Origin of the sequence: Nostoc sp. (genome assembly GCF_036916655.1) — a bacterium.
GTDB lineage: Bacteria > Cyanobacteriota > Cyanobacteriia > Cyanobacteriales > Nostocaceae > Nostoc.
Genome location: NZ_JBALFY010000105.1, coordinates 1 through 13242, shown reverse-complemented (window position 1 = coordinate 13242; position 13242 = coordinate 1). Strand labels below are relative to the sequence as shown.

General features: G+C 42.6%; 11 protein-coding genes and 1 tRNA gene. 4 read left to right on the top strand and 8 right to left on the bottom strand.

The window, feature by feature from the left end; genetic code table 11:
- Positions 1–2666, top strand: a 2666-nt coding sequence (locus V7L31_RS29090) for a HEAT repeat domain-containing protein (protein WP_334699446.1), incomplete at its 5' end; no start/stop codon positions are given.
- A gap of 502 nt (positions 2667–3168) precedes the next feature.
- Here the strand turns inward: V7L31_RS29090 and V7L31_RS29085 are convergent.
- Together V7L31_RS29085 and V7L31_RS29080 are read right to left on the bottom strand one after the other, a co-directional pair.
- Positions 3169–3624, bottom strand: a complete 456-nt coding sequence (locus V7L31_RS29085) for a cupin domain-containing protein (protein WP_334699445.1) — start codon at positions 3622–3624, stop codon at positions 3169–3171.
- 239 nt (positions 3625–3863) lie between these two features.
- Positions 3864–4643: a cysteine hydrolase family protein gene (locus V7L31_RS29080; RefSeq protein ID WP_334699444.1), complete on the bottom strand. Its 780-nt coding sequence runs from the start codon at positions 4641–4643 to the stop codon at positions 3864–3866.
- Between the two features lie 80 nt (positions 4644–4723).
- Here V7L31_RS29080 and V7L31_RS29075 point away from each other — a divergent pair, with 80 nt between their 5' ends.
- Positions 4724–6124, top strand: a complete 1401-nt coding sequence (locus tag V7L31_RS29075; protein ID WP_334699443.1) for an amidohydrolase — start codon at positions 4724–4726, stop codon at positions 6122–6124.
- Between the two features lie 581 nt (positions 6125–6705).
- Positions 6706–7440 carry a hypothetical protein gene (locus V7L31_RS29070; protein ID WP_334699442.1) on the top strand — a complete coding sequence of 245 codons (735 nt, stop codon included), beginning with the start codon at positions 6706–6708 and terminating at the stop codon, positions 7438–7440.
- Positions 7441–7506: 66 nt separating this feature from the next.
- Here V7L31_RS29070 and V7L31_RS29065 read toward each other — a convergent pair whose 3' ends face one another.
- Positions 7507–8085, bottom strand: a complete 579-nt coding sequence (locus V7L31_RS29065; protein ID WP_334699441.1) for a Uma2 family endonuclease — start codon at positions 8083–8085, stop codon at positions 7507–7509.
- Between the two features lie 256 nt (positions 8086–8341).
- On the opposite strand from V7L31_RS29065, the gene V7L31_RS29060 reads away from it, so the two are divergent.
- Positions 8342–8503 (top strand): hypothetical protein, encoded by a 162-nt coding sequence (locus V7L31_RS29060; protein WP_334699440.1) that lies wholly within the window; start codon positions 8342–8344, stop codon positions 8501–8503.
- Between the two features lie 223 nt (positions 8504–8726).
- Here V7L31_RS29060 and V7L31_RS29055 read toward each other — a convergent pair.
- The 5 genes from V7L31_RS29055 to V7L31_RS29035 form a co-directional block, all read right to left on the bottom strand.
- A tRNA-Val gene (locus V7L31_RS29055) sits at positions 8727–8800 on the bottom strand.
- A 120-nt stretch (positions 8801–8920) separates the two neighbouring features.
- Entirely contained in the window at positions 8921–9541 is a 621-nt protein-coding gene (locus V7L31_RS29050) for a hypothetical protein (RefSeq protein WP_334699439.1), read from the bottom strand.
- 120 nt (positions 9542–9661) lie between these two features.
- Positions 9662–10624, bottom strand: a complete 963-nt coding sequence (locus tag V7L31_RS29045; RefSeq protein ID WP_334699438.1) for a DMT family transporter — start codon at positions 10622–10624, stop codon at positions 9662–9664.
- 148 nt (positions 10625–10772) lie between these two features.
- On the bottom strand, positions 10773–12152 hold the full coding sequence (locus V7L31_RS29040; protein WP_334699437.1) for an LLM class flavin-dependent oxidoreductase: 1380 nt from the start codon (positions 12150–12152) through the stop codon (positions 10773–10775).
- 68 nt (positions 12153–12220) lie between these two features.
- Complete coding sequence (locus tag V7L31_RS29035; RefSeq protein WP_334699436.1) at positions 12221–12814, bottom strand: glutathione S-transferase family protein; 594 nt, start codon at positions 12812–12814, stop codon at positions 12221–12223.
- Positions 12815–13242 lie beyond the last annotated feature (428 nt).

Sequence of the window (13242 nt, the reverse complement as noted above, 5' to 3'; positions counted from 1 at the left end):
AGTATGTCCCTGACATCCTCAATATTCTCAAGGATGAAAAGGTTCCCGCCAACGTTCGTAGAAGTGCGGCATCGGCATTGGGCAACTTGGGAGACACCGCAGCTAAGTATGTCCCTGACATCCTCAATATTCTCAAGGATGAAAAGGTTCCCGCCAACGTTCGTAGAAGTGCGGCATCGGCATTGGGCAACTTGGGAGACGCCGCAGCCAAGTATGTCCCTGACATCCTCAATTTCCTCAAGGATGAAAAGGTGGACGCCTACGTTCGTTCACGTGCGGCATCGGCATTGGGCAACTTGGGAGACGCCGCAGCCAAGTATGTCCCTGACATCCTCAATATCCTCAAGGATGAAAAGCTGGACGTCAACGTTCGTTCAGGTGCGGCAGAGGCATTGGGCAACTTTGGAGATGCCGCAGCCAAGTATGTCCCTGACATCCTCAATTTCCTCAAGGATAAAAAGCTGGACGTCAACGTTCGTTTAGGTGCAGCAGAGGCATTGGGCAACTTTGGAGACGCCGCAGCCAAGTATGTCCCTGACATCCTCAATATCCTCAAGGATGAAAAGGTGGACGCCTACGTTCGTTCACGTGCGGCATCGGCATTGGGCAAGTTGGGAGACGCCGCAGCCAAGTATGTCCCTGACATCCTCAATATTCTCAAGGATGAAAAGGTTCCCGCCTCCGTTCGTGGCGGTGCGGCATCGGCATTGGGCAACTTGGGAGACGCCGCAGCCAAGTATGTCCCTGACATCCTCAATATTCTCAAGAATGAAAAGGTTCCCGCCTCCGTTCGTGGCGGTGCGGCAGTGGCATTGGGGAAGATAAAACAACTCAAGCTGGAAGAGGTTGTTATAGTTTTGAATTATGCGTATGAGCCAAACCAAGGAATATTTGGGTCAGATACAGGAAACTTTGAATTTTGGCGGTTTTGGTCTTATTTCCTGAGTGGCGGCACAGATAACGTAAAAACCCTACTAACATGGCTGGGCAGACCTGAAAGAAAAGCAATTCCTGAGAAACTTACCCACGATGAAGGCAAGAAAACGCTGGAGGTTTTTCTCAAAGTCTGGGAACCTAGTAAAGACTTAGAGAGATTAAGAGAAGATTTAGCAGAACAGATTTCCATAGTTGCCGAGAACAAAAAAGTTAACTGGAAATGGCAAGATATCGGTTTGCTACAATCCCACTACAACAACCTCAAAACCTCCTACCCGACTAAAGCTTATGCAGTGCAGTCACAGATAAATAACCTTGAGGGTTGGCAGTGGTTTTTCAAAGCCAGAAACACCATCATCGCTCACATTGCCTTTTGGCTTGCCCTGATCTTTGCCTACCCCAAATTTCCCCAAGTCCAAGCCATCTTTTTCTGGAACCCTTGGGTACGCCGGATTCTCGGCGTCGGCTATGTCGGCTTTCTCCTCACCTGGTTTCCCCCCTTCCGCCGCAAATTATTTGAACCCTTCAAACCCTCCCTATTAGCCGATGCCGGGTTAGATAATTTTTATGACCAATCATACTTCCCAGAATCTAAAGTCAAAGTTCCCACTTCAGGAGACATCCAGCCAATTACCGCAGCCCTACCCAGTATTCAAGGACAAATTATCTTACAAGGAGATTCCGGCTTAGGCAAGTCGATGTTTCTCCGTCATCTCTTGCAAAACTCCCAGCGCATAGTCGTTTATCTCCCCGCCCAAAAATGTCATAAAGGCGTAATTGAAGCCATCCAAGACAAGCTACACGGTCAAGCCCAAGATGCCGGCTTCCTGAAAAACCTGATTTACAGTGGCGCAATAGATATCTGCATCGACGGACTCAACGAAGTCACCGCCGAAACACGGGCAAAAATCTGCCAGTTTGTCGAAAGCTATTTCCGGGGCAACATTATCATGACAACCCAGCCCCTAGAGTGGACACCCCCCTCAACAGCCAAAACCTACTACTTGCAGCCCCTTGAACAACAACAAATTCAAGAGTTTTTGATCTCCCGCCAGCCGCGACTCCCCAAAGATGCCAAAATTCAAGGTGCTGATTACGCCCAAGCCAGCACCAATTATTTAACAGAAGTCCTCAACAACCAGCAAGCCAAAGAAGAGTTAGATGCTGTCTGTCGAATTCTTTCCAATCCAATGGATCTCACAGTGGTAGCGCTGATGTTATCACAAGGTAAACAGCCAAACTTGTTTCGCCTGCAAGAACAGCAATACAACCTGATGGCAGCAGAATACCAGCAAGAATGGAAACAAGAATTTCCGCTCAAAAGATTCTCAGCCGCCGTCTACCAAATGCGACTCGATGACAAACAAGCCTTACCTGGGGATGAATTTCACCAAGTTGCCATGTCTTTAGAAGACGAGAAATACAAAATGGTAGTCAGCCGTCAGTGGCAAGATGGAAAAGGCGAAGCCAAGAAAGAATGGTATTTCCGCCACGATAAAATCATGGATTTCTTCTTGGTGCAAAACTTTCTCGGCGAAACTGATGCCGCCGAAGGACTATTAGTTGATAGAATGGGCGATCCGCGTTTTCGTGGTGTTTATTTCTTGCTAGCAACCTTGCTTCCTTTAGATGCAGCCAAAGAACTGCGGGAAGATTTGATTCAATACGCCGCCGACACCAAAGACAATACGGTGAGTAATACTTTTGTGCAGTTGTTGAGAACTAGATAGTACAATACGCTAATGAGTAATGAGTAATGAGTAATAAGTAATAAGTAATAAGTAATACCCATTACTCATTACTTATTACTTCAAAAATAAATTTTCGGGCTAATAGCTTAAGTCTACTGAAGTAGACTGGAGATTTTTGGCAATATTTAGTCATCTTCAGATGACTTTAGCTATGAGACGGGAATTTCAATTCCCGGCGGACAAGTGGTTTCGCGTTAAGTTGACACCAATGGCGACACGATAGCCCTATAAACTGGGCGCTCATGTTGCCCACCCCACAATATTGGATAATTTATTTCTTGGAGTTTCCTAAAGAAATTTATAGCGCTTCTGGGTTGAGTGCAATAATGAATCGTCATTGAGCTAAATGAAGCCATGCCCGAAGGGCTTTATGAAGCGTAGTGAAGAGAAGCAATGACAAATTATGTTTTTACACATTTGGAATGCTCCCTACACCGTAGCTTTGCAGGAGAGAGAAATAGAAGTGAGGTTTCAAATATCTCTAACAAGGCATCAAAGCATTAAATCTTCCTAATACTGCCATATCTTCTGCATCTAACTCTGACGGAATACCACTGCGAATCAATTCTGAAAAGTCTTCATTGGGAACCATAACAGTCAAAGTGTACAAGCGAGTAGAACCAGTGTTTTTAATCAAATGAGTTCCAGTAGGAGGCACTAATAAACTATCCCCAGCTTTGATCGTGACACTCTTGCCGTCACACATAGCGATCGCTTCTCCTTTGAGAACAAAAAACATTTCCACCGCCCACTGATGGCGATTTGGGGGTGTTTGTCCACCAACATCAAAAATTTCTATGCAGCAAGTCAAGGAAGTATTAGCATTTGTGGAATCGAAGATGATTGCTAATCGATTAGTGTCGTTGGGATTGATGCGATATACTTGGTAATCTTTGGGAGATTTGATCACCGGAATTACACAACGAGTAGCGTACATTGATTTATCCCCTCTGAAGTTATCGATGGGTATGAAAATTCCTCAAATCCAAATTCTGAATCACAGAATTTTAGATTTTAAATTTTGGATTTTAAATTATTTAATCCAGAATCCAAAACTTAAAAATTTCTGATGGCAAGCGAATTTAAACGCAGTAGCGATAAAAAATCTAAAATCCTCGATCTAAAAAAGAGTATTTAGACATGAGAGCAATCTAAAATCCCAAATCCCAAATTGATTCACTCTTCACTCTTTTGCAGCGCTATTAAAATTGCTTGCGATTCAGCAACAAAACCGAAGCATTGTTTGACGTTATACAGTGTCGCCTGCCAACAATATTCAGGAGAAGTAGTAGCGGTACAGTCTTTAACTAAAACGCAATCATATCCTAAGAAGTTGGCATCACATAACGTGGTTAGCACACATTGATCGGCATTAACACCAGCAAAAAATAATGTTGTCCTTCCCAGATTCCGCAAGATACTATCTAATGGCGTATCCCAAAACCCACTCATGCGGTATTTATCCACACGAATATCTTCGGGAAGCTGTTCTAGTTCGTTTACTACCGCCGCCGCCCAACTACCTGCCATGAGTACTCTAGCACCATTGCTCGGCAGTGGATCGCCTAATCCCACACCCTCCCCTGTGGGATTATAGACGTGACGCGAACTAGCACTAATATTCAGCAAATCGGGACGATTCCCCCAATTTACCCAAATGACTGGAACACCAACCTCACGCAGTTCGGGAAGTAAGTTATTCAAAGGTTCAATGGGCTGACGCGCCGGAGTTACATCCACGCCGATATGCGCTAACCAGCCATCAGGGTGACAGAAGTCGTTTTGCATATCAATGACGAGGATAGCAGCTTTTGCCAAGTCTAGATGCAGGGTTTTTGTTTCTGTTGATAAAATAACAGGCTGTGGGGTCTTTTGAGGACGAGTGATATCTGCGATCGCATGATTCACTGTCCACGCATTTGGTGATACTCCCAATGTCCGAAAAGGCAGATTCATAAAATTGCAATACCCTACACCATTTTCTATTTTTAACTTGAAATTCAGTCAAGAATACAATTGCTTAATCAAGGTTAAATATGTTAAATTTCACCATCCAAAATGTTCTAATTGCTAGCAGTGATGATTATGCAACGGTAGATGTACAAGTTGTAGATGGTAAAATTGCCGCCATTTCCCCCAATCTACAAGTAATTGGCACTGCCATCGATGGCAAAAATAAGCTACTGCTACCTGGCTTTTTCAACGCCCACACCCACTCATCAGAGATGTGGCAGCGAGGAATTATGTCAACGTTCCCTTTAGAATTATGGTTGGCGGAACTGTATGATTTTGCCCCCCTCGATCCCGAACAGGTTTATCTGAGTGCTTTAGGTACTGCGGTGGAAACCTTACTTTCTGGCGGGACGAGTGTGGTAGATCATCTAGTGTTAATTCCCGGACTTGAGTTAGAAACCATCGCCATTGCAACTCGCGCTTACAGAGAAGTGGGAATTCGCGCCTTTATCGCCCCCTTAATTCAAGATGAATCCCTTAGCGCAGGTATCCCATCCGGGGAATCAACCCAAAATCATGAACCTTATTTTCGCTCAACTGCGGCAACCTTAGAAATCATCGAAGAGGCGGTGAGACAGTTTCATCGCCCAGATGAGGGTGTGAGTATTTTAGTTGCACCAACAGGGATACAATTGTGTACTGATGCTTTATTTGCAGGATGTATCGAGTTAAGCGATCGCTACAATCTTTGTCGTCACTCCCATTTACTCGAAACCAAAGCACAGGAAAAACTCGCCCAAGAAAAGTACGGTTGTACTGCTGTGGAACATTTGAAAAGAATCGGATTTTTGAGCAACAGCACAACTCTAGCCCATTGCGTCTGGTTAAATGATACTGATATCGCCATCCTCGCCGAAACTCAATCTACAGTTGTTCATAATCCCTTAAGTAACCTGCGTTTAGGCAGTGGCATCGCCCCGATTTTAAAATATCGCCAAGCTGGAGTAAATGTAACTTTTGGTTGTGATGGCGCATCTAGTAATGACTCCCAAGACTTACTAGAAGCAATCAAAATTGGTTCAATGTTGCACAACGTTACAGACTCAGATTATCAACACTGGATTACACCCCGACAGGCAGTAGAAATGGCATCTTTGGGAGGTGCAAAGGGATTGAATCTTGCAGATCAACTCGGTTCTTTAACTGTCGGCAAACAAGCCGATTTAGTACTTTATGACCTCACCAATTTATCATTACTACCGCGTACAGATCCCATTGGATTGCTAGTTTTAGGACGACCTAGTAATGTTGTTGATAGTGCTTGGGTGAATGGTAAACAAATTGTTAAAAATCATCAAGTGACAACAATCAATATTGATGAATTGCGGCAAGAATTATTTGATCGTAGTCAATGGCAGACAAAGCGTAAGTCTGAAACCGTCGCGCAGATTGAAGCGCATTACCGCACAGTTATGGATTTGTGAAACAAAGTGGCGGTGCTGGGGATGAGTCGTTGTCCGCTCATTAAAACTGCGCTAATTAAGGAGTATCATCTAGCATAGACCTCTGTGATGGTGCTACGCTTCTGATGGATAATATAGCGTTTCCCGACCTAGTGAGGTACAGCCTAGGGAACATGCCCATTGGTGTCAACTTAAGCCAAAAATAGCGTACTCATTGGGTGTTGTTCACCCGCCAGCCCGCCAGGGAATATAATTCCCTGACTAATAGCGCAAGTCTACTGAAGTAGACTAGGGATTTTTGGCGATATTTTAGTCATCTTCAGATGACTTTAGCTATGAGACAGGGATTTACAATCCCTGGCGGACGTGCGGTTTCACGTTAAGTTGACACCAATGGGCATGTTCCCTACACCTTGCGGTGTAATGTTGTACCTCATCTGAATGGGAACCGCTATACTTGTAAGCTAAAAAATATCTAATTTGCATAACCGAATTAAACATAACTTTTGTGGGGTGGGCAGCATGAGCGCCTAGCTTATGCAATTTAAATATAGAACAGCTTAATCCTGAATAAGACTTAATTAAATTAAGGTTGGCTACTTATGAGTGAAAAAAACAATCAAAATCAAATAGATCAGAAATCACTAGAAAGCAATTCTAGCCAAGAAGAGAAAAAAAATCGGAGAAATTGGTGGATTGAAGTTGTTTCAGCATTAGTACTAAGTTATCTGGTCTTTAGCCTAATTAGCCCAACATTTCTCAAACAAGGGCAACAACCAAGAAAGATAGAAACTCCTGATATTATAGTCATTGCCATTGTTTTATTGTTTAACTCTGGTCTGCTCAATAGACTAGAGGATTTTGGGTTTTCTAAGGATGGCGGTTTTACAGCTAAGTTTAAAGAACTAAAGCAAGAAGTTAATGAACAGAAAAAGCAAATTGATGAGCTGCAAGCACAACAGCTAGAACAACTAGTAAAACAGCAGAACAATTTAGAAGAAACACAAGCTTTTATGTTTGGTTTTTTGCTATCAGAGAAGGATTATGAGAAAATTGATCAACTCAATAAGAATTCTAAAGCAAAGACGAGATATGAATTTTATGTATCAAGTAAAGTAGGTGATGAGCTAAGGCGTTTACGCGATTTTAAATTAATTCAGACAAAATCTGGTTATATCAGTGATGTAGAAAGGGCGAGTAATTTTGGGAAAGAATCAATCGATTTGACTAAATACTTTCATGTTACAGATTTGGGCGAACAGTTTTTAGTAACCCGTGAAAAGCTACAATCTAGTAACCAGGAAGAAATTACAAAAGCTCAGGAAACTCCAAAATGAGATGAACTTAGTCTGTAACTGGCACTGTTAACCCTCGCCTTAGTCAGCAAGAATATAATCATTCATCTACGTAAAAATCTGCTGTAAATTTAATACAAAACCAGGGAGAACATCTTCACCCGATAAAGTTGTGGGAGATTGTAAAACTTCCGGCGCAAGATTTGGGCGATAAATGATTACTTGTTTATCTTTAGGATTAATTAACCAACCCAGTTGTAAGCCATTTGCTAAGTATTCCTGCATCTTAGCTTTAGTATCTTCCACATCATCAGTTTCAGAAACTAATTCCACTGCAAAATCAGGACACAAAGGGAGAAATTTTTTTCTTTGTTCTGGGGTAAGAGCATCCCATCTTTCTATCCTTACCCAAGAAGCATCAGGTGAACGAGTTGCCCCATTTGGCAGTTTAAAGCCAGTAGAAGAATCAAAAGCTTTTCCCAAATTATTTTGATTGCTCCAAAACCATATCTGACCTAATAAATCAAAATTACGGTTTCCCGTTTCTCCCCCAGTGGGCGACATGATAATTAATTCTCCTTCAGCAGTTAACTCTAATCGTAATTCTTTATTCACAGCGACAATTTGTGCAAATTCCTCATCAGTAAATTGCAGATTAGGAGGTAATTGTAAAGTTAAAGCAGTCATAATTAATTGCGCTCCACAAAAATTCTAGTTGCATCAAACCCATGCGCTGCTAATAGGGAAAATTCTTAGCCTCTACCTCTACTTTAGGAAGTCCACCAGATTCAAATAATTTTGGTTCCTTAGCACTCCTTATCTCATCAACGCCAAATAGCTCAAACGCTTGCTGTACCAAATCAATTGCGAGAATCAGAGTTAGGGCAGTACGTAGACAGATTGATAGCTAAAGAAATTCTAGCAATCTCTTCAATCGCAAAAAGTGATTGATTTTTTGCAATATCAAGTCTTTTTCCTTGCACCTTATTCACCTTTTATCACACTCAAGGCATTGATTTATCAAGATTTTCTGTTTCTTCAGCAAGCCCTAGCTAGAGGCGGGTTGAAAGGTGTTGATATCAGTTTATGTATAAAAGCTTTTTAGAAAAGGGTGGGTTGAAAGCGAATCCAGTTACGTCCTTGTTAGACTGCTATTGTGACTGTAGCAGTTCATCTTTGATATCGGGTATTCAGACTGCCTAGTAGTCACTAATTTGTTAACAGCGACAAGATTTTGTTAAAAGTGACATTAATCTGTTAACAGTGACAAATAATTAGTTAATCTACATCTGTCACCGACGACAAATAATTAGTCACTGTACAACAAATGGACGTAACTGGATTCGAACCAGTGACCTCTACGATGTCAACGTAGCGCTCTAACCAACTGAGCTATACGTCCTTAACCACACAATTATCAATAGTAGCATATACTTCTCTGATAATGCAAGATAAATGCTCGAATCAGACGAACTGTGTAAACTTAATCAACAGTAGCTTTTCGTGGAATGAAACAAACAAATTAAATTTCTCGAATCCAAAATGCCAAGCCTCCTCCCCGGCCACGAGCCGCAATAAAATCTTCTGTCACTAAAAAAAAGGCAAAGAAGGGTAGTTTAGCTATAGACTGGTCATAAAAATCTTTTGTTTGAACTTTACCAGAACGGATTGCTCTGTTATAAACAACACCACCAAACAGACTGAGAATCATCTGGTTAAAGTCAAACGCCAATAAATTTTTCTTACCTAAATATTGCACTGGGCCTGTAAGTTTCAATAAAAATGGGCTAAATTCAACCTGATTAGCAATTTCGCCTCTGCCTGAATCCTGTTCCAAAGCAGCATGAAAGGAAATATGGATTGCGATAAACTTGGGTACATATAAACCCTTGCCTAATACAATTCCTCCACGCTGTCTGACTTTCTTAGTGCCAGTGGCAAAGCAAAGTTGCCATTTACCTAAAAGAGACTCAAACGGATAAGTCAATCGCTGCCGTTTGGCAGCTTTTTCTGCTTGTAGCAAAGCATTTACTAATATTTCAGTGCTAGGGCGTGTACTTCTCTGTCCTCGATATGCAGCCGTAGCCTGGGATAGCACGGTAACAAAGTCAAATGTCGCTGTAGATGTCAAATCAGCTGTCATGTAGGCACTCTAGATTTAACTATTTCTTGGCTTTTCTGATAGATTGTAGCGTTGATCTGTTCAACGAAGAGGCAAGGAGAAGAGTGGAGGGAGCGCGGGGAAATGACCCTTGCCTCTTTTTCAACTTCTAATTTTGAGCGATTTCACAAAGCCTTCGGCACTAAGTAACGCGATGCCCAATGTGACAACACCAATCCCTATACTCTGAATCACGTTTAAAGTTTCGTTAATGCTTATCCATGCCATTAGCGCCGTCAATGCTGGACTGCTAGAGCCAATTATGGAAGCGGTAGATGCGCCAACCATCCTAATCCCCACATTGGTTAGAGTGTGTCCGAGAAAGCTGACAAGACCGGAAAATATACTACCAATCCATAGAGGTGTCCAATCAAGTTGGGTGCTTTTACCTGGCCAAAACAGTAAGCTAATACCGGCAAGCAGTAGAGTGCAGGCAAAACTGATCCAAGTAAAGGGAATTGGATGGAATTTTTCTAAACATTTTTGAGCAATGATGCAAAAAAAGGCGTACACAATCCCAGCGCCAAAACTAGCGAAAATGCCGATCGCAATGGTATGACTGCTATAGGTGGCAGAAGATTGGGGAATGGTGAGAGCGCTTCCTACCAGAATAATAGCCATTACTAGCCAACGGAACAATGTGGGGCGATCGCCAAAAAACCTCCAAGATAGCAGCGCTGTAAATACGGGATAGGTGAAAAAGAGGGTCAAGGCAATGCCTGTGGGAATCAAGCCAATAGCAATGTAGAGTGAGGCAACATACACAAACATCAGCACTCCACAGCCAAGAGCTTGGATTAGAACATCCCTGCGATCGCGGGTAAACAAGTCTTGGAGTTCTGTCCAAGCAGATGGATATAGCTTGAATGATAGAGATGCCATGAGTGGAACCACCAGCAGCATTCGCATGAACATCAGCAAGAAGGAATTCTGCAAATCCGGTTTAACGTATCCACCGAGTAAAAATAAACCTAGTACGAGATGTTCTGAAAACAAAACTCGGACTGTAACGTTGTGAAACGTCAAAACAAAGGAGGATAGTAGAACCGTTAAGATGCCCAACACGATAAAAAGTTTCCTTAGAGACGACTTGATTGTATTGTTAAAACCACTGGAATAACAAACCAGATGAAGTTTGAGATAAATCAAAGCCGTCGCTTCAAGAGACGCGATAAATCGCCGTCTCTACAAAGAATTTATCTATCAATTATTACTATGCCAAGGAACCGGCGCTTACAGGTTCAGGAGCAGTCTTTGTAATGAACTGGTTCACTGGACGAGGCAAACCAAGATTTTCGCGCAAAGTACTACCTTCATACTCAGTACGAAATATTCCTCGGCGTTGCAGTTCGGGAATTACCAAGTCTACAAATTCCTCTAAACCTCCAGGTAGCCAGGGCGGCATGATGTTAAATCCATCAGCCCCACCATTAACAAACCAATCTTCTAACTGATCGGCAATGTGTTCTGGTGTTCCGAGAATCGTTCGATGTCCCCGCGCTCCTGCAATCCACAAATACAGTTGTCGGATTGTTAAATTCTCTCTGCGGGCAAGATCGGTAATCAGCTGCAAGCGGCTTTTGCCACCGTTGGTATCTGGCAGATCCGGCAGTGGCCCATCCAAGGGATATTTAGACAAATCATGGCCACCTACTAGCCCCGAAAGTAGCCCTAATCCAACCAGGGGATGAATCAACTCCTGAAGTTGCTCATATTTATCCTTAGCTTCTTGCTCAGTCTTACCAATTACCGGGAATACCCCTGGCATAATTTTGAGATGGTCAGGGGAACGTCCGTATTTAGCCAATCTCCCCTTAACGCTGGTATAGAAGGCTTGAGCTTCTGCCAATGTCTGTTGTGCAGTGAAAATCGCCTCTGCTGTTTGGGCAGCTAAATCCTGTCCAGCCTCGGAAGATCCAGCTTGTACGATTACTGGATATCCTTGTGGTGGACGCGCCACATTGAGCGGCCCGCGCACTGAGAAATATTTGCCCTTGTGGTGGGGAATATGCAGCTTTTCTGCATCGAAGTAAATACCTGACTCCTTATTGTGGAGGAAAGCATCGTCTTCCCAACTGTCCCAAAGTTTGGTGACAACATCCACAAATTCCCTGGCCCGTTCATAGCGTAGCGAGTGTTCTAGGTGGTTTTCTTGGCTGAAATTCTGCGCTGCGGCTTCAGCAGCAGAGGTTACAAGATTCCATCCGGCACGACCACCGCTGAGATAATCTAGTGATGCAAACTTGCGGGCGAGATGAAAAGGCTCATCATAAGTCGTTGATGATGTCGCCACCAATCCGATATTTTCTGTTACCGCAGACAGAGCAGATAACAAAGTTAAAGGTTCAAAGTGGACACTGAATTGTCCCGAACGGCTAAAAGCCTCAGTCCCTTGTCCTCGATCCCAGACGGCTAAACCATCTGCGAGGAAAAGCATATCAAATTTTCCCCGTTCAGCCGTTTGTGCCAGATGCTTATAATGTTGAAAGTTTAAACCTCCATCAGCTGGGGTATTGGGATGTCGCCATGCTGCGACGTGATGACCACTACCGGGTAAAAATGCTCCGAGTTTAAGTTGTTTTTTTGTACTCATATTTCTATTTGCGAGGGCATACTTATGATTTTTTCGTTCTCTTATTTGCAACAATAAAATGTTACTTATTAGGATTCTGGTTTTGTTGCTTGGATAGAGGATCGTTTAGAGAATTCATTGTACCAATTAGCAAGTTTTGGATATTTTTGCCGCCATTGGAAATCGGGAAGACGGATTTCTAATCCAAGTGCAGAGGCGAGGGTTATATGAGCAAGTTTTGGAGTTTGGTCGAGTTTATCTGATATCTTCTCGAAGTAGTCCAAAATTCTTAATGCTCGCTCACGCTCAAACTCAATCACCCCAGGAGACTGCTCACTGTGGGAACGCTTTAACTCCCGTGTCCAAATGCTAATGCCATCTATAAATGCACTTGTTATACCTTCAAGTTGCCGAGAAAATCCATCATAATTGTCAGCAACAAGTTTAATTTCAGGATTTAACTGATTGAGATAAGTGCTGATGATATATGTCTCACTCAAGATAAATCCGTCATCAGTCGCTAACGTTGGAACTTTACCTGTAGGATTGTAATTTAGTAATTCACTGTTCGGATCGCGAACAGAGACTATTTGTAATTCGATTCGCTCAGATAAATTTAGTTCAAGGATAGCGGCTCGTACTATGCGTGCGTACTGAGAGTTAACCGTATAGAAGAGTTTCATAAAAAAGTGCGATCGTCATTAGATACTGGGTTCAAATGTCTATCGTTATTAACATTTGAAAAAATCTGGTCAATAAATTAGAAAATATCTTTCAGTGATATTTACTAGTGTGTCAAGTTTAAATTGATGGATAAGCAAGTTCGTAGTGAGTTAGCGCGGTCTTGGGGGTTTCCCCCATGAGCGACTAACGAACCCGAAGGGTAAGGAATTTAGTTCTTATTTTCTAACCACTAAACTGCTTACTACAAACCCTCAAAACTAGCTTGACAAATTGCTATTTTGAGTCTGCATCCAAACTCAGTGGAAGGTTAAGCCAGCAAAGGAGAGTGGAGTTAAAAGACTCATCCGCGAGTGTTAAAGACTCGTTCACGAGTATAAAAGACTCGTTCACGAGTATAAAAGACTCATCCGCGAGTATCAAAGACTCG